Raw genomic sequence first — 21,359 nt, forward strand, 5'->3', positions numbered from 1 at the left:
AGTACATGCTGAAGCGCCTTTGAATACCGCCTTAGGACCGTGTACGGTCCCGTTCGCCATCCAAGCCGATCACTCTTGAGGAGTTCGGTTGGGTGTCGATTGAGTAACAGACCTTGATGTGAGGCAAAATCTCCGCCTCAGGTCGGGCACAAGTCCGGCCTCTCACGCGTTACGTGCGCTGGAGACACCGCAGACACCCAGAGGGGGAGAGCGACATGGCAACGGATTACGACACCCCACGCAAGACCGACGACGACGTCGACTCGGACAGCTTGGAAGAACTCAAGGCTCGCCGGAACGACAAGTCGACCTCCGCCGTGGACGTCGACGAGTTCGAGGCCGCCGAAGGCCTGGAACTGCCCGGGGCCGACCTCTCGAACGAGGAGCTGGCCGTCCGGGTGCTGCCCAAGCAGCAGGACGAGTTCACCTGCATGAGCTGCTTCCTGGTGCACCACCGCAGCCAGCTGGCCCGCGAGAAGAACGGTCAGCCGATCTGCCGCGACTGCGACTGAGGCAGGGTCGGCCGTGACTGGCTCGACCCCACCTTGGAAGCGCCGCTCCCGCAAGGGGGCGGACCAAGGGCCGTACCTCGGTCCTGACGTCGACGGCGTGCGTGACGACGAGCGGGGCTCCTCCGATCAGGGAGCGGCCTCGCTCGAGCGTGCGTCCGGCACGGCGTCGGGGGGCGCCACGGATGAGCAGGGACGCCTGCCCGTACCGGTGGACACTCCGGCGCCGGTCGCCAGACGACGCACGGCCGTCGTCCGGGACGGAATCAAACAGGGCCTCAAGGTCGGGGCCCGCAAAAGCGGTGAGGGCGCCAGAGCGGGCCTCGCGTACATCACCGACCGCGTCATCGAGATCGCGCCACGGATCCCCGTACGCGACCTCACCACCCTGCGCGCCCAGTTCCCGGGCCTGGGACCCGAGCAGCTCGCCGACAAGCTCGTCGCGGGGGCCGCGAACGCGACCTCCACGGTGGGCGCGGGCGTCGGGGCCGCCGCGATGCTGCCGGCGCCGCCGGCCATGCCCGCGGAGCTGGCCGCCGAGATCACCGGGGTCGCCGCGGTCGAGCTGAAGCTCATCGCCGAGCTGCACGAGGTGTACGGAGTGCGGCCGCCCGGGAATCTGCGGCAGCGCAGCACCGCCTATCTGGACTCCTGGTCCGGTGAGCGCGGCATCGACGTGACCAAGCCGTCGACGATCAACTCGGCGCTCGGCGGACAGATGAAACGGCAGCTGCGGCAGCAGATCATGAAGCGCATGGTGCGGAATCTGCCGAACCTGATGCCGTTCCTGGTCGGGGCCGCGGTCGGGGCGGTGATGAACCGCCGGGACACCAAGCACCTCGCGGAGCGGATCCGTAAGGATCTACGGCGGATTCAGGTGCCGTGGGAGGCGTTGCCGGAACTGCCGCCGCTGGAGAAACCGGTCGACCCACTGCGGGTGGGGGACCTGCCGAAGGAACTCGGCGGAGGCTGACCGGAGGTTGCCGGGCGCTCCTGGTTCGTCGATCAGGCGCGCCCGAGTTCGGCACCGCCGGAAATGCGCCGTCGTGGATGATCGCCGTTGGGGGGAAGGGATATTGACGGCCGTCGACGGTAAGAACCGGGCGGGAAAACCACGCCGTCGTCGAGCGGCGAGCAGTTCCGTCGCCGACTGACGAGCCGCGTTACGCCGCCGTCTTCGCCGCTTCCAGCGCCGCCACCAGACGCTCCGGCTCCCTCGTCGACACATACACGTACGGTGTCGGGTCGGCCGGGTCGGTGATCGGGACGCGGAGGGCGGTGGGGACGTAGGCGCGCAGGAGCATGAAGGCGTGGGGGTTGGCCTTGTACGTGCGCCAGGCGCGGGCTTCCTCCGGGTCCAGGATCTCGGGCTCGCCGAGGGCGGTCACCGGGATCTTCGCCTCGCCCGCGATCAGGGAGCCGCCGACGACGCGGATGCGGACCGAGCCGTAGGAACTGGTGACGACCGCCGCGGCCGCGGTGCCGCCGGCGAGCCCGCCCAGCAGGGGGAGCGTGCCGAACGGAAGCAGGATGAGGGCCATCGAGACGCCGGCCAGGAAGCAGACGAGCCACCAGGAGCGGGGAGCGGTGAGGCGTTCTTCGTACGGCGAGGCGGAGAGCTGCATGGCGTCAAGCTTGGCACGCTGCCCGTCCGCCCCCGGACGTAGGGGCGCCCGAGGGGAAACCCTGCCCATAGGGACGATGGCCGGACGCTGACGGACGGGTAAGGTCTGCGGCTGTGAGAGGTACTTCCGCGGCCCTGCAGCCCCCGGCGGACGCCACGGCGCCCGTACGGCATCCCGAGGCACCCGCCCCGGGTGAGTTGCTCGGCGCGCACTACGGGCGGTGTTTCGGCTGCGGCGGGGAACAGCCCCACGGGCTGCACCTCGAGGCCCGGGCCGGCGAGGGGGTGTCCCTCACCGCCGAGTTCACGGTGAAACCCGCGCACCAGGGGGCGCCCGGGCTGGCGCACGGCGGGATCCTGGCCAGTGCCCTCGACGAGACCCTCGGCTCCCTCAACTGGCTGCTGCGGACCATCGCGGTGACCGGACGGCTGGAGACCGACTTCGTGCTGCCCGTGCCCGTCGGGACCGTGCTGCATCTGAGGGCCGAGGTGACGGCGGTGGCCGGGCGGAAGATCTACGCGACCGCCCAGGGACGCATCGGCGGCCCCGACGGCCCGCTGGCCGTCCGAGCCGATGCGCTCTTCGTCGAGGTCAAGGTCGACCACTTCGTCGACCACGGCCGCGAGGCGGAGATCCAGGCAGCCATGAACGACCCGGACCAGGTCCGGCGGGCGCGGGCCTTCGAGGTGAACCCGTGAGCGGCGGCCGTACCCCTCTCGACGTGCTGATCCGGCGCGTAGACCCCGATGTTCCGCTGCCGGACTACGCGCAGCCCGGTGACGCGGGCGCCGATCTGCGCACCACGGAGAGCCGGGAGCTGAGGCCGGGCGAACGGGCCGTACTGCCCACGGGAGTGTCCATCGCGCTCCCGGAGGGGTACGCGGCCTTCGTGCACCCGCGATCCGGGCTCGCCGCCCGCTGCGGCGTCGCCCTGGTGAATGCCCCGGGGACGGTTGATGCCGGGTACCGTGGGGAGATCAAGGTGATCGTGGTGAATCTCGACCCGCATCAAGCCGTGCGGTTCGAGCGCTTCGACCGGATTGCCCAACTGGTCGTCCAGCAGGTCGAGAAGGTGCGCTTCCAGGAGGTGGCGGAGCTTCCCGACTCGGCGCGGGCCGAGGGGGGCTTCGGGTCCACCGGCGGTCATGCCGCCGTGGGCGGACCATGGGTGGCAACGGGTGGGAATCGATACGCTTCGGTCGTATCCGACCGGGAAGGACAGTGACGTGTTCGGACGTCGCAAGAAGAAGGGTTCCGCTGAGGACGCGGCGGACGCGGCGAGCGAGGCCGAGCAGGTCGACGGCGTCGCTGGGGACGTCGACACCGAGGCGGACGAGGGCGAGCGGGAGCGTGTACGGCTCGAACCCGAGCCTCGGCCCGACGGGCCGTGGGACAGCACCGAGGTGCGTGAGCCCGGCGAGGGCCGGGTGGACCTCGGCGGCATCTTCGTGCCCGGAGTCGACGGCATGGAGCTTCGGGTCGAGGTCGCGGGCGACGCGATCGTCGCGGCGACCGTCGTGCTGCGCGACAGCGCGGTCCAGCTGCAGGCCTTCGCCGCCCCCAAGCGCGAGGGCATCTGGGGCGAGGTCCGCGAGGAGATCGCCAGTGGCATCACCCAGCAGGGCGGTGTCATCGACGAGGTCCAGGGTCCGCTGGGCTGGGAGCTCCGCGCCCAGGTGCCGGTGCAGCTGCCGGACGGCACGGGCGGCTTCCAGGTCGTCCGGTTCGTCGGTGTGGACGGGCCGCGCTGGTTCCTGCGCGGTGTGATCTCCGGCCGGGGCGCGGTGGAGCCGCAGACCGCCGGGCTGCTGGAGCAGATCTTCCGGGACACGGTCGTCGTCCGCGGCGAGGGCCCCATGGCTCCGCGCGACCCGATCGTCCTGAAGCTGCCGAACGACGCCCAGATGGTCCCCGAGGGCGTCCAGCAGGAGGAGCAGGCCGGTTCCCGCTTCTCCGGCGGCATGGGACAGCTGCAGCGCGGACCGGAGATCACCGAGGTCCGTTAGTAGTCTTCGCCCGCGTACCTCCCGTACGCGTGCATGGGCCGCACCCCTGGCGGGGTGCGGCCCATTGTCGTGTTCGCGGTGTCAGCGGCTTGTCAGCGGTGTGCCAAGGGCCGCGTCAGGGTTGCGTCAAAGAGCGCCTCCGGCCCGGCTCACGCCCCCGTTGCCGTGATTGTCGGCCGTAAGGTCGACGCTGGGTGGGCGGCGCGGTCACGGGAAGACAATGGGGCCATGGGACGCGGGAAGCTTCGGATCTACCTCGGTGCGGCACCGGGCGTCGGCAAGACGTACGAGAACCTGACCGCGCAGCGCGAGCCGGCGCTGCTGTGCGTGGCCGACCGGGTCGACGAGTACCTCAACGCGTACCGCAGGGAGCACCAGGTGTCGCGGATCTGGGGCTCGCGGGAGCGGAGCGTCGTCGGCCTGACCGGTGGCCCCGAGGGGCGGACCCTGATCCGCCGGGCCGCGCGGCTCGCGGAGAAGGGCGCGGGCGGCGAGGTCGTGGCCGTGTGCATCGCCCGCAGCGACGGACCGACCTGCTCAGGGCCCGCCACGGCCACGTCAACAGGCACAGCCACACCGGTCGGCACGGCCACACCGGTGGGCACGGCCACATCGGCAGAAAGGCGAACCACATGACCCGGGTGCTCGTGGTCGACGACGAGCCGCAGATCGTCCGCGCGCTCGTCATCAACCTGAAGGCCCGCACATACGAGGTCGACGCGGCCCACGACGGCGCGACCGCCCTCGAACTCGCCGCCGCCCGCCACCCCGACGTCGTCGTCCTCGACCTGGGGCTGCCCGACATGGACGGCGTCGAGGTGATCAGGGGACTGCGCGGCTGGACCCGGGTCCCGATCCTCGTCCTGTCGGCCCGGCACTCCTCCGACGAGAAGGTCGAGGCCCTCGACGCGGGCGCCGACGACTACGTCACCAAGCCCTTCGGCATGGACGAGCTGCTCGCCCGGCTGCGCGCCGCCGTCCGCCGCGCCGAACCCGTCGGGGGCGAGGAGGGCGACGTGATCGTGGAGACCGACGACTTCACCGTGGACCTGGCCGCGAAGAAGGTGAACCGGGACGGCAGGGACGTCCGGCTGACCCCCACCGAGTGGCACCTCCTGGAGGTCCTCGTGCGCAACACCGGGCGCCTGGTCAGCCAGAAGCAGCTGCTCCAGGAGGTCTGGGGGCCGTCGTACGGGACGGAGACCAACTACCTCCGGGTCTACATGGCGCAGCTGCGGCGCAAGCTGGAGGGCGACCCGTCGCGGCCGAGGCACTTCATCACCGAGGCGGGGATGGGGTACCGCTTCGAGAAGTGAGCGCGGGCCGACGTACGGGGGGTGCGGGACTGTCGGCGGGCCCCGGTACGCTTTTTGTCATGAGTGCTGTTCCTCGTTCCGAGAAGCCGGCGGGCCGGTTCAGGCGCATGCTCGACCGGCTCTCCTCGTCACAGGAGGACCTGGAGTCGGAGGAGCTGCGCGAGGACGCGGACACCGCGGGCTGTACGCGCATCTGTGACTGCCACGACCGACAGATAGTGACGGTTACTGGTACCTTGCGCACGGTCACGCTGCGCCCCAGGGCCGGTGTCCCGGCCTTGGAGGCCGAGCTGTTCGACGGCTCGGCCGCCCTGGACGTCGTGTGGCTCGGCAGGCGCTCCATCGTCGGGATAGAGCCGGGGCGCAAGCTGATCGCCTCCGGCCGGGTCTCGATGAGCCGGGGCCGTAGAGTGCTGTTCAATCCGAAATACGAACTCAGACCGCTCGGACGGGAGTAGCCGGTGACGTCGCTCGACAAGCCGACGGAAGACGCCCAGCGCGGCGTCCAGGACGCCCAGGGCGGACAGGACGGCTCGCACGACTCCAGGGCGGTGACCGAGGCCGCGTTGTTCGAGGCGTTCGGCGGCGTGCGCGGCATGGTCGAGACCGTGCTCCCGGGCCTTCTCTTCGTCTCCATCTTCACGATCAACAAGGATCTGCACACCTCGGCCCTCGCGGCCCTCGGTGTGTCGGTCCTGCTGGTCGTGGTGCGCCTCGTCATGAAGGACACCGTCAAGCACGCCTTCAGCGGTGTCTTCGGGGTCGCCTTCGGTGTGGTCTTCGCGATGATGACCGGCAACGCCAAGGACTTCTATCTGCCGGGCATGCTCTACACGCTGGGCCTCGGACTCGCGTACATCGTCACGACGCTGGCCGGCGTGCCGCTGATCGGCCTGATGCTCGGCCCGGTCTTCAAGGAGAACCTGTCCTGGCGGACCCGGAACCCGGGCCGCAAGAAGGCGTACGCGAAGGCGAGTTACGCCTGGGGCGCGATTCTGCTCGGCAAGTGCGCGATCCTCTTCCCGCTGTACTGGTGGGCCGACACCACACAGCTGGGCTGGGTGCTCATCGCCCTGAAGATCCCGCCGTTCCTGCTCGCGGTGTGGCTGACCTGGGTCTTCCTCGCGAAGGCGCCGGCTCCGATCGACGTGTTCGCGGAGATGGAGGCGGAGGAGCGCGCGGCGGAGGAGCGGAAGGCCGCGGCGCGGTCGGCCGACTAGGCACCCGGCGTTGGTGCGGGCCTCGCTGGGGGCCGCGCACCCAGACCCCCGCTTTCGGCCTGAGCGGCCTCGTCCTCAAACGCCGCCGGTGGTGCCTGGACCGGGCTGAAAGGTGACGAAGACTTGGGGCGCCCGGAGATTACCGGGCGCCCCTACTCGTATCGGAGCGCTCTAGCTCGTCGCGTCCTCGCGGCGGACCGACAGCAGGTCCTCCAACTGTTCCTCGCGGGCCTGGGCGGCCACGAAGAGGAGCTCGTCGCCCGCCTCCAGGGAGTCGTCCGGGGTCGGGGTGAGGACCCGGGTGCCGCGGATGATCGTCACCAGGGAGGTGTCCTCCGGCCACTCGACCTCGCCCACCTGGGTGCCGGCCAGGGCCGACTCGGGCGGCAGGGTCAGCTCGACCAGGTTCGCGTCGCCGTGGCTGAACCGGAGGAGCCGGACCAGGTCGCCGACGCTGACGGCCTCCTCGACCAGGGCCGACATCAGCCGGGGGGTCGACACGGCCACGTCCACGCCCCAGGACTCGTTGAACAGCCACTCGTTCTTGGGGTTGTTGACGCGGGCGACGACGCGCGGGACGCCGTACTCCGTCTTCGCCAGCAGGGAGACGACCAGGTTGACCTTGTCGTCGCCGGTCGCGGCGATGACGACGTTGCAGCGCTGGAGCGCCGCCTCGTCCAGGGACGTGATCTCGCAGGCGTCGGCCAGCAGCCACTCCGCCTGGGGGACGCGCTCGACCGAGATGGCGGTCGGCGCCTTGTCGACGAGAAGGACCTCGTGGCCGTTCTCCAGCAGTTCGCCCGCGATCGAGCGGCCGACCGCGCCGGCTCCGGCAATGGCGACCCTCATCAGTGACCGCCCTCCTCGTCGGGGCCCTCGGCGAAGAACGCCTCGACCTTCTCGACGTCGTCGGTACGCATCATCACGTGCACGAGGTCGCCCTCCTGCAGCACCGTCTGCGAGGAGGGCAGCATCGCCTCGCCCAGGCGCGTGAGGAAGGCGACGCGGACGCCGGTCTCCTCCTGCATCTTGCTGATCTTGTGGCCCACCCAGGCCGGCGAGGCGTGCACCTCGGCGAGCTGGACGCCGCCGGTGGGATCGCGCCACAGGGGCTCCGACCCGGCGGGCAGCAGCCGGCGGAGCATCTGGTCGGCGGTCCAGCGGACCGTGGCGACCGTCGGAATGCCCAGACGCTGGTAGACCTCGGCGCGGCGGGGATCGTAGATCCGTGCCGCCACGTTCTCGATGCCGAACATCTCGCGGGCGACGCGGGCGGCGATGATGTTCGAGTTGTCGCCGCTGGAGACCGCCGCGAACGCGCCCGCCTCCTCGATGCCCGCCTCGCGCAGCGTGTCGCGGTCGAAGCCGATGCCGGTGACGCGACGGCCGCCGAATCCCGAGCCCAGACGACGGAAGGCCGTGGGGTCCTGATCGATCACGGCGACCGTGTGCCCCTGTTGCTCCAGGGTCTGGGCGAGGGTGGAACCCACTCGCCCGCAGCCCATGATGACGATGTGCACGACCGTCCTTCCGGTGTCAATAGCTACTGTTCAGCCGAAACGTCAAAAACAGGGTCTCAGACCGTCGCCCAAGCTACACACGCGCGGTCCACCGGGGGCACCCCCGTGCAGTCTCCGGTCACATCGTGGGACGTCGTCGGCTGATCCGGCGGACGCTGATCATCGTCAGGACGCCGAGTCCGACGAGGGAGGCGAGCGCGCCGATCAGTTCCGCGGTCGCGGCCTGCATGTGGCCTCCAGAGAGGGTGGGGTGTTCGGGATTCGTCATATAGACGTGAGGACGCTGTCCATGAGAGCCGAGGATGCGTGACGTGACGCACTTCGCAGTCACGGGCGGAAGGATTTCACCCCGGGGCCCGCCGGGATTTCACCCGGATGTGCCCAGAACCAGTCGGGGCGCTTACGATCCTCTCCGTGTCCAAACTGACCGACGTGCCCAAACGGATCCTGATCGGGCGCGCTCTGCGCAGCGACCGGCTGGGCGAGACGCTCCTGCCGAAGCGCATCGCCCTCCCCGTCTTCGCCTCCGACCCGCTCTCGTCCGTGGCGTACGCACCCGGCGAGGTGCTGCTCGTCCTCTCCATCGCGGGCGTGTCGGCCTACCACTTCAGCCCCTGGATCGCTGTCGCGGTCGTCGTGCTGATGTTCACCGTGGTGGCGTCGTACCGGCAGAACGTGCACGCGTACCCGAGCGGCGGCGGCGACTACGAGGTGGCGAACACCAACCTCGGCCCCAGAGCAGGTCTCACCGTCGCCAGCGCGCTCCTCGTCGACTACGTCCTCACCGTCGCCGTGTCCATCTCCTCCGGTGTGGAGAACCTCGGCTCGGCCATCCCCTTCTTCGTCGAGAACAAGGTGCTGTGCGCGGTCGGCATCATCGTGCTGCTGACGCTGATGAACCTGCGCGGGGTGAAGGAGTCCGGGAAGCTCTTCGCGATCCCGACGTACGTCTTCGTCGTCGGCGTCTTCGCGATGATCGCCTGGGGCGCGTTCCGCAGCCTGGTCCTCGACGAGACGATGCGGGCGCCCACCGCCGGACTGGAGATCAAGGCCGAGCACCAGGGCCTCGCCGGCTTCGCGCTGGTCTTCCTGATGCTGCGCGCCTTCTCCTCCGGTTGTGCCGCGCTCACCGGAGTCGAGGCCATCTCCAACGGCGTGCCCGCCTTCCGCAAGCCCAAGTCGAAGAACGCGGCCTCCACGCTCACCGCGATGGGCCTGCTCGCCGTCACCATGTTCTGCGGCATCATCGGCCTCGCCATGGCCACCGACGTACGAATGGCCGAGAACCCGGCGGTCGACCTGCTGCGCGACGGCTCCCCGGTCGGCGACTCCTACATCCAGAACCCGGTGATCTCGCAGGTCGCGGCCGCCGTCTTCGGCGACGGCACGTTCTTCTTCATCCTGCTGGCCGCCGCCACCGCACTCGTGCTGTTCCTCGCCGCCAACACCGCGTACAACGGCTTCCCGCTGCTCGGCTCGATCCTCGCCCAGGACCGCTACCTCCCGCGCCAGCTGCACACCCGCGGCGACCGCCTCGCCTTCTCCAACGGCATCGTGCTCCTCGCGGGCGCCGCCGGACTCCTGGTGTGGATCTACGGCGCCGACTCCACGCGCCTGATCCAGCTGTACATCGTCGGTGTGTTCGTCTCCTTCACGCTCAGCCAGACGGGCATGGTCCGGCACTGGAACCGCCATCTGCGCACCGAGAAGGACCCGGCCAAGCGGCGCCACATGATCCGCTCCCGCGCGATCAACACCTTTGGCGCCTTCTTCACCGGGCTGGTGCTGATCGTCGTCCTCGTCACCAAGTTCACGCACGGCGCCTGGGTCGCCCTGCTCGGCATGGTGATCTTCTACGCGACGATGACGGCCATCCGCAGGCACTACGACCGGGTCGCCGCGGAGATCGCCGCGCCGGACGGCCCGAGCGACGACGTCGTACGGCCGTCCAGGGTCCACTCCGTGGTGCTGATCTCCAAGATCCACCGCCCCACCCTGCGTGCCCTCGCCTACGCCAAGCTGATGCGCTCCCACACCCTGGAGGCGCTCAGTGTCAACGTCGACGCGGCCGAGACCAAGGCCCTCCAGGAGGAGTGGACCCGGCGCGGCATCGACGTACCGCTGAAGGTCCTCGACTCGCCGTACCGCGAGGTCACCCGGCCGGTCATCGAGTACGTCAAGAGCCTGCGCAAGGAGTCCCCGCGCGACGCGGTGTCGGTCATCATCCCCGAGTACGTGGTCGGCCACTGGTACGAGCAACTGCTGCACAACCAGAGCGCACTCCGGCTCAAGGGCCGGCTGCTCTTCACACCGGGCGTCATGGTGACCTCCGTGCCCTACCAGCTGGAGTCCTCCGAGGTCGCCAAGCGACGGGAGCGCAAGCGCCAGGAGTGGAACGCACCGGGTTCGGTACGGCGTGGTCCGGCGAACGAGCGGTCGAAGGAATCCTCGAAGGAGTCCTCGAACAGCAAGGGCTGAGCGCGGGAGGCGCATGTCGCCGCTCGTGGTAAACGGCCGGACGGCACCCACGTAGACTGGTGGGCTGTTGTCCGGCCGTTTCGCTTTCCTCTCTTCTGGAGTCACCCCACCATGCAGGCAGAACCGAAGAAATCGCTGGTGGGAGAGGAGTACGAGGTCGAGGTCGGCCCCGTCGCCCACGGCGGCCACTGCATCGCGCGTACGTCCGAGGGCCAGGTCCTCTTCGTACGGCACGCGCTGCCCGGCGAGCGCGTCGTGGCGCGGGTGACGGACGGCGAGGAGGGGGCGCGCTTCCTGCGGGCGGACGCGGTCTCGGTCCTGTCGGCCTCCAAGGACCGCGTCGAGGCCCCTTGCCCCTACGCCGGGCCCGGCCGCTGCGGCGGCTGCGACTGGCAGCACGCCAAGCCGGGCGCGCAGCGCCGTTTCAAGGGCGAGGTCATCGCCGAGCAACTGCAGCGTCTCGCGGGCCTCACGCCCGAGGAGGCGGGCTGGGACGGCACGGTGATGCCGGCCGAGGGCGACAAGGTGCCGCCGGGCGAGGTACCGGCGTGGCGTACGCGGGTGCAGTACGCGGTGGACGACTCGGGCCGGGCCGGGCTGCGCAAGCACCGCTCGCACGAGGTGGAGCCGATCGACCACTGCATGATCGCGGCGCCCGGGGTGAGCGAGCTGGGCATCGAGAAGCGCGACTGGACCGGCATGGCGTCGATCGACGCGATCGCGGCGACAGGGTCGCAGGACCGTCAGGTGATCCTCGAGCCTCGGCCGGGTGCGCGCCTGCCGATCGTGGAGCTGGACAAGCCGGTGTCGGTGATGCGGGTCGAGGAGAAGGACGGGGGCGTGCACCGCGTCCACGGGCGCCCCTTCGTCCGTGAGCGCGCGGACGACCGCACGTACCGCGTGGGCAGCGGCGGTTTCTGGCAGGTCCACCCGAAGGCCGCGGACACCCTCGTCAAGGCGGTCATGCAGGGCCTGCTCCCGCGCAAGGGCGACATGGCGCTGGACCTGTACTGCGGGGTGGGACTGTTCGCGGGCGCTCTGGCCGACCGCGTCGGCGACAAGGGTGCCGTCCTCGGCATCGAGTCCGGCAAGCGTGCGGTCGAGGACGCCCGGCACAACCTCGCCGACTTCGAGCGCGTCCGCATCGAACAGGGCAAGGTCGACGCGGTGCTTCCGCGCACCGGCATCACCGAGGTCGACCTGATCGTCCTCGACCCGCCGCGCGCCGGCGCGGGCCGGAAGACCGTCCAGCACCTGTCGTCTTTGGGAGCACGTCGCATCGCGTACGTGGCCTGCGACCCGGCCGCGCTGGCCCGGGATCTGGGGTACTTCCGGGAGGGCGGGTACCGGGTGCGGATGCTGCGGGCGTTCGATCTGTTTCCGATGACGCATCATGTGGAGTGCGTGGCGATTCTGGAGCCGACCGCGAAGGCCGCCTGACCTGCGGCTTCGCCCGTGCACATGATGTGCGGTGTGGGCGTTGCGGGCGATATCCCGACGCTGACGACCGTTCCTGTCGGGTGGCGATGGCGGAGCGCCAGGCACGGGATCGCCTTCGGTGGCATGCCGACCGACAGGGCGCCTGTCAGGCGGTCGCCCTTGCGGTAGGCGGCGATGAAGCGACGGGACGCCAAGTCGCCGTCCACGATCACCGCATCGTCGTGGGTGGGTGTGCCGCTCGGCGAGCCTGGTGCACGCCGCGCGGACGTCGTCTGAGCCGGCGGGTTCACGGCTCTGCCGTACGTGTCACCGCTCGGTCTGCTGCCAGACGGAGGTGAGCGCCGTGACCGGGTCGGGGGCGGCCGGGGCTGCCGGCCACCAGTCGCCGTCTTCATCCTGGAGGTAGGGGTACCAGCGGGTGTCGGGGCCCAGGCGCAGCTGGATGCCGTGGTCGGTGAGGGTGAGGCGGTTGCGCCAGGCCTTGAGGGCGCCCGGGGTGGTGGTCATGTCGGTGAGGGCCTCGGTCAGGGCGGTGCGGGCGGCTGTCATCGCCGTCGGGTCGGGGGTGCGGGGCTGTTCGGCGACGGTGATGCCGGTCGGGCCGCCATACCGCCAGGCGCGGGTGAGGCGGGCGAACGCGGTCGGTTTGGCACCGGTGTTCTGGATGAGGTGGTGGAACCACTCGGGTCCGCAGTCGCTCGCGGCGATCCGCGCCGCGTCCTCGTGTTGGGACAGGTGCAGGCTGGTGGTGTCGCCCGTGAGCAGCCGGGCGGCGCGTGCGGCGGTGTCCGCCATGAGGCGTTCGAGGTCCGCGGTGGACAGACCGGTGCCGGGTGGCGGGGCGGCGGGCAGTGCGGCGGTGTGGGGGGCCGGTTCGGGGAGTTCGGGCAGGGGCGGAGTGTGTTCGGCCAGGGCGGCCCAGGCTGCGTAGGCGCCGACGGCGGGGAGGCCGGCTGGGGCCGGTGGGGTGGCGGTCGCCTGGGCGGCCGTGCGGCGGGTGCGCAGCTGGGCGAGGACCTCCTCCCGTCCGCGGCCGCGCAGGGCGAACACCACGAAGGGGTCGGTGTCGATGGTGGCGGCGATGGCGTAGCAGAGCGCGGCGGCGTGTTTGCAGGGGTAACCCCAGTCGGGGCAGGAGCATTCGGGGTCGAGTTCGGTGGGCTGCGGGAGCAGGGGGACGCCGACGTGGCGGGCGTCGTCCACGAGTTCGGCGGGCATCTCGCCGTCGAGGAGCGCCGCGAGATGCCCGGCCCGGGCCGCGATGGTGTCGAGGAGGGTGTCCCACTGGGCGTCGGTGAGGACGGGCAGGTGGACGGCGGAGCGGTAGGGGCGGGGCCTGCTTCCCTGTACGGCGGCTTTGACCTGGCCGGGGGCGATGGTGACGGGGCCGACCATGCCCTGGCGGGCGTAGGTGCGTCCGCGGGACAGGCGCCCCGAGTCCAGGGTGGAGTCCTCCAGGGCCGTCACCCATGCCTGGCCCCACCAGGTCGCGGCGAAGGCACGCCTGCCGCGGGTGGGTGCGCGGCGCGGGCCGGGGACCGGGGGGCTCATGACTGCCTCCCCAGGGCCACGAGTTCGGCGAGGTCGGCGTCGGAGAGTTCGGTCAGAGCGGCCTCACCGGAGCCGACGACGGCGTCGGCGAGCGAGCGCTTGGCTTCGAGGAGCTTCGCCACCTTGTCCTCCACGGTTCCCTCGGCGAGGAGTTTGTGGACCTGTACGGGCTTGTCCTGGCCGATGCGGTAGGCGCGGTCGGTGGCCTGGTCCTCGACCGCCGGGTTCCACCAGCGGTCGTAGTGCACGACGTGGGTGGCGCGGGTGAGGTTGAGGCCGGTGCCCGCGGCCTTCAGAGAGAGCAGGAACACCGGCACCTCGCCGCGCTGGAAGCGGTCCACCATCTCCTCGCGCGTGGTGACGGGCGTGCCGCCGTGCAGGAAGAGGGTGGGGACGCCTCGTTCTGCGAGGTGCTTCTCCAGCAGGGTCGCCATCTGCTTGTACTGGGTGAAGACCAGCACCGACTCGCCTTCGGCGGTGATGGTGTCGACCAGTTCGTCGAGAAGCGCCAGTTTGCCGGAGCGGCCGTGCAGTGGTGTGGACTGGCGCAGGCTGTGCTCTTTCAAAAACTGGGCGGGGTGGTTGCAGATCTGCTTCAGCGCGGTGAGGAGCTTCAGGATCAGGCCGCGGCGGGCGATGCCCTCGGCTTCGTTGATCTTCGCCATGGTCTCGCGGACCACCGCCTCGTACAGACTTGCCTGCTCGGCGGTCAGCGGCACGACACGGTCGGTCTCGGTCTTGGCGGGCAGTTCGGGCGCGATGCCCGGGTCGGACTTCCTGCGGCGCAGCAGGAACGGGCGGACGAGACGGGACAGCCGTTCGGCGGCCCGCGGGTCCTCGCCCGACTCGATCGCGCGGGCGTGGCGGTCGCGGAAGGCGGTGAGCGGTCCGAGGAGTCCGGGGGTGGTCCAGTCGAGGAGCGCCCACAGTTCGGAGAGGTTGTTCTCCACGGGGGTGCCGGTGAGAGCGACGCGGGCGCGGGCGGGCAGGGCGCGCAGCTCGCGGGCGGTGACGGCGTAGGGGTTCTTGACGTGCTGGGCCTCGTCGGCGGCGATCAGCGACCAGGTGTTCTCGGCGAGGGTCTCCCGGTCGCGGCGCAGGACGCCGTAGGTGACGAGGACGATCTCGTCGTCGGCGAGGTCCATCAGGTGGCGGTCGCCGCCGTGGTAGCGGCGCACGGGGGTGGACGGTGCGAACCTGGCTGCCTCGCGCTGCCAGTTGCCGAGCAGTGATGCGGGGCAGACGACGAGCGTGGGGCCCGCGGTGGCGGGGTCGGTCTGGCGGTGCAGGTGCAGAGCGAGCAGGGTGATGGTCTTGCCCAGGCCCATGTCGTCGGCGAGACAGCCGCCGAGACCGAGTTCGCACATCTCGGACAGCCAGGCGACGCCCCGTTTCTGGTAGTCGCGCAGCGTGGCCTTCAGTGCGGTGGGCTGCGGGGCCGGGGTGCGGGATTCGGGGTCGCGGATACGGGCGACGAGGTCGCCGAGTGCTCCCACCGCCGCGCAGGGAAAGGTCTCCCCGTCCCGCTCCAACTCGCCGGTCAGCGCGGCGCCCAGCGCCTCCATGGGAGTGAGCGGTTCCATCCGGCGCCGCCTGGCGCGGGCCACCAGCTTCGGGTCGGCGACCACCCACTGGTCGCGCAGCCGGACGAGGGGGCGGCGCGTCTCGGCGAGGGCGTCCATCTCGGCCTCGGTGAGCGGGTCGTCGCCGAGCGAGAGCTGCCAGCGGAAGTCGAGGAGGGTGTCCGCGTCGAACGTGCCGCCCGCACTGGAGCCGGGCGCGGTGCGTTGGCCGATCTCCGCGGTCGCGGTGAGTGCCTTGACGAGCTCGCGCGGCCAGTGCACGTCGATACCGGCGGCGCGCAGCGTGTCGGTGGCGTCGCCCAGCAGGTCGAACGCCTCGTCGTCGGTCAGCCGCAGCTGGTCCGGAGCGGCGTCCTTCAGCAGCCGGTCGAGCGGTGGCCAGACGCGGGCGCCGCGGCGCAGTGCGAGCAGCGTCTCGGTCTCGGCGCGCGGGCCGAGCAGGCGCTCGGTCTCGGCCGGCTCGCTCCACAGCTGTGCGGCCTCGACGACGAGCGCCGGATCCGCAGCGGTGTGCAGTTGGAGGACGGCCCGGAACTGCCGGCGGCGTCCCTCGGGTACGTCGACCCGCAGCGAGACCCTGACGTCGGCGGTGAACGCGGCGGCGGTCTCCTCGGCCCACTCCTGCAGGACGGGCACGGCACGTGTCCCGCGCCAGGCGTACGGCAGTGCTCCCATGGCGAGCGGAGCGGCGGGGGTGCGGACCAGGTCGTCGGCGACCGCGTCGCAGAACCGGCGTACCAGCGCGGCCGGTTCGATGATCCGCAGCGGGGCCGGACCCGGTTCCGGCAGGCAGTGGCCATGGGGCGGGAACGCGGCGGCCAGGGCGGCCAACGTCTGCCGCTGGGCGGCGGTGAAGGGGCCCGCCTGCCAGGTGTCGTGGCCGGCGGTGGTGAGGGCCGGGTGGAGCCGGCCGTCGGCGAGCAGCCGGAGCGCGAAGCGGGCGGCGACCTGCCAGGCTGCGGCGGACGGGTGCGGCGGCTGCGCCCCGGACAGCGCGGCGACAGCGAGGGCGGCGTGCAGCGCGTAGCCCTCCACCTTGCGCCGTCTCACCGAGCGGCCGTGCGGCAGCACGAGCTCCGCCGCCTCGGTCTCGAGGCCCGCGGGTGCCATGCTCGCGGCGGCGGCTGCCCCGGCGGGCTGCCAGAGCAGCAGCCGGCCGAGGCGGGCAGGCTCGCCGGGGAGGAACACCGCCGCCCAGCCGTCGTTGAGCAGATTCCGCGCCCAGGCAGCCGATTCGGGTGCGGCCAATGGCGGCAACGGCATGCTGCCCGTCCCCGTCCCCGTCCCCTGCTCCTGTTCGAGGACTCGTGCCACTCTCTTTCGCCTCACTGTCGTCCGGGCGGTCTGCACCGCGCCTTCGTGCATCAGCGGGTTCCGCCCCTGCTGTCACCGGCGGGAGTGGGCCCTGTTCGCCGCGGTACGTATGCGTTTGGCCAGCCGCTTGTCGACGCCGCGCAGGCCCTCACCCAGGTCGGCGAGCACGTGGGCGGTGGCCGGGTGCTCCACTCGCCACAGGTCGTCCACCCGCTGTTCGAGCGCCTCCGGCGCCGTGGTCCGGTTCTCCAGAGCGTCGGCGTCCGCTTCGGCGTATTCACCGAGCAGGGGCGCGGGCACACCGCACTCCATCAGGTAGGCGCGGAGTCCACCCAGGCGTCATCCCGGGCGTCGTACAGCATCCTGGCCGCATCTGTTGCTCCCACCGCACCGGGGCTGCTTCAACGGCCCCATCATGGCGCTGTCGATGTGCCCAGCTCAAACCCCGTTGTGGCGGCCACCGTCATTCTGGGCGCACACGGTCTCGACGCCGCCCGCAGTGGATATCCTGTGTCCTCGCGTTTCCGCGGACGGCGCGGGCGCTCGGGAGTCAACGGCCCGACCGGCCACGGTTTTCACCGCCCTCGACATGTGCGGACGTGCGGACGCAGAGTGATGCCGGGTTGCGTAGCTACTCCGCGAGGACGGGTGGGCGTCAGGTCGTCGTCCGCGTCTCACGCGTGCGGTACCCGCTGGGGCTGATGCCGTGTTCCCGTTTGAACGCGGCGCTGAGGGCGAAGGCGTTGGCGAAGCCGACGCGGTCCGCCACTGTGGCGAGCGTGATGTCGGGCTTGCGCAGGAGGTCGGCGGCGAGGGCGAGGCGCCGTTCCCGCAGGTAGGTCATCGGTGGCTGTCCGACGAGGGAGGTGAAGCGTCGGGCCAGGTTCGCCCGGGACATGCCGGTCTTCGCCGCCAGGGCCGGCAGGGTCCAGGGGTGGGCGGGGTCGGCCCGCAGCATGCGCAGGGCGGGGCCGACCACGGGATCGCTGTGGGCGAGATACCAGGCGGGGACCTGGGCGCCGGGGCGGGTGAACCAGGCGCGCAGGGCGGTGATGAGCATCAGGTCCAGTGTCCGGTCCAGCAGGATCTGCTGTCCGGGCTCCTCGCGGGCGATCTCCTCGAAGGTCGTCCGGCTGACCGGGCAGGTGCCCACGTCCGCCTTGACGACGGCCAGTGGCGGCAGGGGCGCCGTCAACCGGCCGGGCGCGCCGCCGTCCACGGTGTACAGGCCGTTCAGCAGGGGTGTGCCGTCCGGCTCTGCCGGGTCCCAGGTGCCCGGGCGCGGAGCCTGCGGGCTGACCGCTTCGTCCCCCTGCACCGTCGTGCAACGGCCTCCGGCACGGACCACCGCCTCCGGCTCGGTGGCCGGATCGTCCGCGAGCACATACGGCGCGCCCCCGCACAGCACGGCGACGTCACCGGGGCCGAACAGTACGGGGGTGCCGCCCTGAGGGCTGACCCAGGCCGAGCCGCGCAGGAGCACCGCCAGCGCCAACGGTGGGCCGTCCTCGAAGCGCACCGCCCAAGGGCCCGAGAGAGAGGACTCGTGGAAGACCGCGCCACTGGTCCGTACGCCGTTCAGCAGGTCTGTCAGCGGATCCGTGCTGGTCAGTCCCGAGGGATCCATGCCGGTCAGCGTAGACGAACGGATATGAAGGTGAGTGTTCAGCGGGCCCCGGCTGATGACCTTCGGGGACGCGGTCGCGGAGATCGCCAGGGCCACCGGCCGCGACCTGCGCTATGTGCCGCTGACGCCGGAGGCGTACGCGGACGAGCAGCGGGCGCAGGGTGTGCCTGAGGAGTGGGTGCGGTTGTCGGTCGGCCTGTACGAGTCCGTCCGCTCCGGCGGCCTCGCCTCGCTCGGTGACGGCGTCCGGCGAGCGCTGGGCCGGGCTCCCCGGGACTTCTCCGAGTACGCCGACGCCGCCGCCCGACAGGGCGTCCGGAACGGCTGACCTTCCCCTGGCCGGTGCCACGGGGGCGCTTCCCTTTCGCCCGCCCGCCCGGCAACTGCCGCTACTGGACAGGCGATCGGCCGCCCAGTCGCACCCGGCGGCGTGAGTGATGCCTGCCGAGCCACACAACCCTCCGGGACGGCGTGCGGCTGCTCCGGTCGACGGTGAACCGATACTCCCGCCGGCCCTGCAGAGCACCTCGGCCGGGCCGAACACCTCGCACGACAGCACCTCGCACGCTGACGGGATCAGGGCTCGACGACCGGGGTCGAGGTGGTCGATGGCGTACTGGTCGCGGGGGAGTCGGTGGACTCGGTGGGTTCGGCGGAACCGGTGGAATCGGTGGTTTCGGCGGGCTGGCTGGAGGGGGGCGACGGAAGGGGGGTCGGGGGTTGTTGGGTGGGCTGGGGGGTCTCGGGGGTGCGGGACGTCGACGGGGTGGGGGCGGGGGAGGGGCTGGTCGCGGGGGGTGGGGCCATGGGGACCGAGGGGGACTTGGGGGCGTCGTCCTTCGTGAAGTGCAGGGGGAGGGCGATGAGGGCGACGGCCGCGCAGGTCGCGGCGGCGCCGGCTGCGGCTCGGAGGAGGCGGCGCCGGGCGGCGGTGCGGCGGATCGTCTCGTAGCGGCCGGTGGGTGGGCCGAGAAGGTCGGAGGGTGGGCGCAGGATGATCGTGAGGGGGTCGTCGGGCTCGAAGTCCGGGCCTTCGTCAGGGTGTGTGATCAAGGCTTCTCCTCAGATGGGCGCGGAGCAGTTCGCGGGCCGCGTGGAGGTCGGCCTTGACGGTTCCTTCCTTGCGTCCGGTGAGCACGGACACCTCCCGGATCGGCATGTCAGCGTAGTAGTGCAGCAGGATCGGGACGCGCAGCCGTTCCGGCAGCGACTGCACGAGCAGCCGCACCGAGGGGTCGGACTGTTCGGCGTGGTCGGACTGCGGGCGCACCGCGGCCTCGGCGGTGGCCCGGTGCATCGCCCGGCGTTCGCGTTCGAGCTTGCGCCAGTGGTCCCGGACGAGGTTGGCCGCGGTGACGTAGAGGAAACCGTGCGGCTCAGCCACGGACGTCCAGCGGGCCCAGAGCCGTGTGAACGCCTCCGACGCGATCTCGTGGGCCGTCTCGTCGTCGTCGACCAGCCGACGGCACCAGCCGGCGAGGCGCGGGTAGAGGGCGGCGAACAGCTCGGACGCGGCCTTCTCACGGGACCGTTTCAACGCTCTCCAAGGTCGTGATGGTGCGACAAGTGGCAGGGACGGACGGGCAGTTGGTGGCATGGGCGGTGGGCCGTGGGTCACCGGGCCGTGGCGCTCAGCGTGGCGAAGACGATCACGTTGTCGCGGTACTCGTCGCCCGAGCGGGGCCCGCCGCAGGTGATGAGGCGCAGCGCGGGGCGGTCCATGTTTCCGTAGACCTCGTCCGCCGGGAAGTCGGCCTTGGCGACCGTCCGAACGCTGTCGACGGTGAACTCCGGTGTCGTGCCGTTCTCCAGGCGCGCCTCGATCCGCTCGCCCCGTCGCAGCCGCGCGAGATGGCGGAAGACCCCGTCCCCGTAACGGCCCACCGTGACATGGCCCAGGATCACCGACGGGCCGGTCTGGCCCGGTGTCGGCGAGTGCTGGTACCAGCCCGCCCGGTCGTGCGCGGTGACCGGCGGCACTTCCACGGTGCCGTCCGGGGCCAGCCCCAGCCGGATGACCGGGGTGTCGACCTCGATGGCCGGGATCAGCAACCTGACCGGGACCGAACGGCCGAGGGGACGCGCCGCGTCGGTGGCGGACGGCGAGGACGGGAGCGGGGAGGTGCCCGTGGAGGGTGCGGACGTGGCCCGGTCGGTTCGTCGGCCGTCGCAGCCCACGAGCAGCGAGGCCGTCGCCGCGGTGGCGAAGGCGCGCCTGGAGAGCAACGTCACGCCCCGTTCGCGCGCCGGCGGCGTACGAGGACGATGGCCGCGCCGCCGCCGAGGAGCACCGCCGTGGCGCCCGCGCCGGCCAGCACGGGGCCGGTGCCGGACTCGTCCGACTCCGACGTCGCACCGGTGTCCGGCGCGCCACTCGGCACGACGGAGACCTGGCTCGGGACCGGGGTCGGATCCGTGTTGCTCGAGTCCTTGGTGGGTTCGGCCGGGGACGGATGCTCGGTGGCCGCGGGGGTGGTCGGGACCGGGGTCGCCGACGTGGAGGCCTCCTGCGGCACGGGAGTCGGGGTCGTGTCGTCGGCGAACGCGGGCAGCGCGGTCGCCAACACGGCGGTGAAGGCGAGTGCCGTGGCACTGAGGACGGTTCGGCGCATGAGTCGCTCACTCTCGTCTGGTTTCGGCGGGCGGTTGTCGAGCGGAGAGACGAGACAGCCCCGGGACGCGTTGTAAAGAGATGGCAAAGTCGTTTGGGTCGGGTGCTGTTCGGCATCCGTAGTCACGATCTTCCGCATGGGCGACGGGGATTCGACAGTCGACGGCGAGGATGTACGGCAAGTCGTCGCACTGGCCGTCGAGACCCTGAGGAGGGCGGCGTCCCGGGACTGGGAGACCGAGGCGGGCACGCTCGACTGGACGTGCTGGGAGACGCTCGAACATCTCGCCGACGACCTGTTCACCTACGCCGCACGGTTCGGACCGGCGAAGCCGCCGCTGTCGTCGCTGCTGCCGTTCCGGACGAGCAGTGCCACCGAGGTCCACCTCGCGCCGGGCACCGTCCGCAACTACCTGTCCGCCGCGATGTCCAAGCTGGGCGCCCCCGCCCTCCCCCACGCTCGGCTCCGCGCGCGTGGGGGGACCCCCATCGCGGCGGCGCACCACGCGTGGCGGCAGGGCTGGGTCTGACCCGAGGTCGCGCGGGGACTTTTCAAGAA

Annotated in this window: 23 protein-coding genes and 1 pseudogene; 13 read left to right on the forward strand and 11 right to left on the reverse strand. The window is 71.3% G+C overall.

Annotation, left to right across the window (positions count from 1 at the left end; translation table 11 throughout):
• The first annotated feature begins 215 nt into the window (after window positions 1-215).
• Together JIX55_RS37190 and JIX55_RS37195 are read left to right on the forward strand one after the other, a co-directional pair.
• Window positions 216-512: a DUF4193 domain-containing protein gene (locus JIX55_RS37190; protein ID WP_005481602.1), complete on the forward strand. Its 297-nt coding sequence runs from the start codon at window positions 216-218 to the stop codon at window positions 510-512.
• 13 nt (window positions 513-525) lie between these two features.
• Window positions 526-1,482, forward strand: coding sequence for a hypothetical protein (locus JIX55_RS37195; RefSeq protein ID WP_257567600.1), 957 nt, complete (start codon window positions 526-528; stop codon window positions 1,480-1,482).
• Window positions 1,483-1,672: 190 nt separating this feature from the next.
• Here JIX55_RS37195 and JIX55_RS37200 read toward each other — a convergent pair whose 3' ends face one another.
• Window positions 1,673-2,134 (reverse strand): DUF3093 domain-containing protein, encoded by a 462-nt coding sequence (locus JIX55_RS37200; protein WP_257567601.1) that lies wholly within the window; start codon window positions 2,132-2,134, stop codon window positions 1,673-1,675.
• 113 nt (window positions 2,135-2,247) lie between these two features.
• Between JIX55_RS37200 and JIX55_RS37205 the strand changes: the two genes are divergently transcribed.
• The 7 genes and pseudogenes from JIX55_RS37205 (at window position 2,248) to JIX55_RS37235 (ending at window position 6,676) form a co-directional block, all read left to right on the forward strand.
• Window positions 2,248-2,832, forward strand: coding sequence for a PaaI family thioesterase (locus tag JIX55_RS37205; protein WP_257567602.1), 585 nt, complete (start codon window positions 2,248-2,250; stop codon window positions 2,830-2,832).
• Window positions 2,829-3,359 carry a dUTP diphosphatase gene (gene dut / locus JIX55_RS37210; protein ID WP_257567603.1) on the forward strand — a complete coding sequence of 177 codons (531 nt, stop codon included), beginning with the start codon at window positions 2,829-2,831 and terminating at the stop codon, window positions 3,357-3,359. Before JIX55_RS37205 ends, dut begins: the two co-directional genes overlap by 4 nt.
• Window position 3,360: 1 nt before the next feature.
• Window positions 3,361-4,140 carry a DUF3710 domain-containing protein gene (locus JIX55_RS37215; RefSeq protein ID WP_257567604.1) on the forward strand — a complete coding sequence of 260 codons (780 nt, stop codon included), beginning with the start codon at window positions 3,361-3,363 and terminating at the stop codon, window positions 4,138-4,140.
• 291 nt (window positions 4,141-4,431) lie between these two features.
• Window positions 4,432-4,686, forward strand: a pseudogene (locus tag JIX55_RS37220) (histidine kinase); the annotation flags it as partial.
• Between the two features lie 86 nt (window positions 4,687-4,772).
• Window positions 4,773-5,456, forward strand: coding sequence for a response regulator (locus JIX55_RS37225; protein ID WP_257567605.1), 684 nt, complete (start codon window positions 4,773-4,775; stop codon window positions 5,454-5,456).
• A 59-nt stretch (window positions 5,457-5,515) separates the two neighbouring features.
• Window positions 5,516-5,914: an OB-fold nucleic acid binding domain-containing protein gene (locus tag JIX55_RS37230; protein ID WP_257567606.1), complete on the forward strand. Its 399-nt coding sequence runs from the start codon at window positions 5,516-5,518 to the stop codon at window positions 5,912-5,914.
• A gap of 3 nt (window positions 5,915-5,917) precedes the next feature.
• Window positions 5,918-6,676: a DUF3159 domain-containing protein gene (locus JIX55_RS37235; protein ID WP_257567607.1), complete on the forward strand. Its 759-nt coding sequence runs from the start codon at window positions 5,918-5,920 to the stop codon at window positions 6,674-6,676.
• Window positions 6,677-6,847: 171 nt separating this feature from the next.
• Here the strand turns inward: JIX55_RS37235 and JIX55_RS37240 are convergent, their stop codons facing one another.
• Together JIX55_RS37240 and JIX55_RS37245 are read right to left on the reverse strand one after the other, a co-directional pair.
• The gene (locus JIX55_RS37240) at window positions 6,848-7,525 is read right to left on the reverse strand and encodes a potassium channel family protein (protein WP_037700769.1); all 678 of its coding nucleotides are present in this window, start codon (window positions 7,523-7,525) and stop codon (window positions 6,848-6,850) included.
• Entirely contained in the window at window positions 7,525-8,196 is a 672-nt protein-coding gene (locus tag JIX55_RS37245) for a potassium channel family protein (protein WP_257567608.1), read from the reverse strand. The genes JIX55_RS37240 and JIX55_RS37245 overlap by 1 nt, the downstream gene beginning before the upstream one ends.
• A 414-nt stretch (window positions 8,197-8,610) precedes the next feature.
• Between JIX55_RS37245 and JIX55_RS37250 the strand changes: the two genes are divergently transcribed.
• On the forward strand, window positions 8,611-10,674 hold the full coding sequence (locus JIX55_RS37250; RefSeq protein WP_257567609.1) for an APC family permease: 2,064 nt from the start codon (window positions 8,611-8,613) through the stop codon (window positions 10,672-10,674).
• 111 nt (window positions 10,675-10,785) lie between these two features.
• Window positions 10,786-12,114 (forward strand): class I SAM-dependent RNA methyltransferase, encoded by a 1,329-nt coding sequence (locus tag JIX55_RS37255; RefSeq protein ID WP_257567610.1) that lies wholly within the window; start codon window positions 10,786-10,788, stop codon window positions 12,112-12,114.
• 306 nt (window positions 12,115-12,420) lie between these two features.
• Here JIX55_RS37255 and JIX55_RS37260 read toward each other — a convergent pair whose 3' ends face one another.
• The 4 genes from JIX55_RS37260 to JIX55_RS37275 form a co-directional block, all read right to left on the reverse strand.
• The gene (locus JIX55_RS37260) at window positions 12,421-13,665 is read right to left on the reverse strand and encodes an SWIM zinc finger family protein (protein WP_257567611.1); all 1,245 of its coding nucleotides are present in this window, start codon (window positions 13,663-13,665) and stop codon (window positions 12,421-12,423) included.
• The gene (locus tag JIX55_RS37265) at window positions 13,662-16,511 is read right to left on the reverse strand and encodes a DEAD/DEAH box helicase (protein ID WP_257569608.1); all 2,850 of its coding nucleotides are present in this window, start codon (window positions 16,509-16,511) and stop codon (window positions 13,662-13,664) included. Before JIX55_RS37265 ends, JIX55_RS37260 begins: the two co-directional genes overlap by 4 nt.
• Window positions 16,512-16,634: 123 nt before the next feature.
• Entirely contained in the window at window positions 16,635-16,862 is a 228-nt protein-coding gene (locus JIX55_RS37270; RefSeq protein WP_257567612.1) for a hypothetical protein, read from the reverse strand.
• Between the two features lie 355 nt (window positions 16,863-17,217).
• Window positions 17,218-18,189, reverse strand: coding sequence for an AraC family transcriptional regulator (locus tag JIX55_RS37275; protein ID WP_257567613.1), 972 nt, complete (start codon window positions 18,187-18,189; stop codon window positions 17,218-17,220).
• Between the two features lie 34 nt (window positions 18,190-18,223).
• Here JIX55_RS37275 and JIX55_RS37280 point away from each other — a divergent pair, with 34 nt between their 5' ends.
• On the forward strand, window positions 18,224-18,517 hold the full coding sequence (locus tag JIX55_RS37280) for a hypothetical protein (RefSeq protein ID WP_257567614.1): 294 nt from the start codon (window positions 18,224-18,226) through the stop codon (window positions 18,515-18,517).
• A 248-nt stretch (window positions 18,518-18,765) separates the two neighbouring features.
• On the opposite strand, the gene JIX55_RS37285 is transcribed toward JIX55_RS37280, so the two are convergent.
• The 4 genes from JIX55_RS37285 to JIX55_RS37300 all read right to left on the reverse strand — a co-directional run bounded on the left by JIX55_RS37285 (window position 18,766) and on the right by JIX55_RS37300 (window position 20,801).
• Complete coding sequence (locus JIX55_RS37285) at window positions 18,766-19,242, reverse strand: hypothetical protein (RefSeq protein ID WP_257567615.1); 477 nt, start codon at window positions 19,240-19,242, stop codon at window positions 18,766-18,768.
• Window positions 19,226-19,726: an RNA polymerase sigma factor gene (locus JIX55_RS37290; RefSeq protein ID WP_257567616.1), complete on the reverse strand. Its 501-nt coding sequence runs from the start codon at window positions 19,724-19,726 to the stop codon at window positions 19,226-19,228. The genes JIX55_RS37285 and JIX55_RS37290 overlap by 17 nt, the downstream gene beginning before the upstream one ends.
• 77 nt (window positions 19,727-19,803) lie before the next feature.
• Entirely contained in the window at window positions 19,804-20,421 is a 618-nt protein-coding gene (locus JIX55_RS37295) for a class F sortase (RefSeq protein WP_257567617.1), read from the reverse strand.
• Complete coding sequence (locus JIX55_RS37300; protein WP_257567618.1) at window positions 20,418-20,801, reverse strand: Tat pathway signal sequence domain protein; 384 nt, start codon at window positions 20,799-20,801, stop codon at window positions 20,418-20,420. Before JIX55_RS37300 ends, JIX55_RS37295 begins: the two co-directional genes overlap by 4 nt.
• A 136-nt stretch (window positions 20,802-20,937) precedes the next feature.
• On the opposite strand from JIX55_RS37300, the gene JIX55_RS37305 reads away from it, so the two are divergent.
• Window positions 20,938-21,330, forward strand: coding sequence for a hypothetical protein (locus JIX55_RS37305; protein WP_257567619.1), 393 nt, complete (start codon window positions 20,938-20,940; stop codon window positions 21,328-21,330).
• The last annotated feature ends 29 nt before the right edge of the window (window positions 21,331-21,359 follow it).

It is taken from the genome of Streptomyces sp. DSM 40750 (assembly GCF_024612035.1).
Taxonomy (GTDB): domain Bacteria; phylum Actinomycetota; class Actinomycetes; order Streptomycetales; family Streptomycetaceae; genus Streptomyces.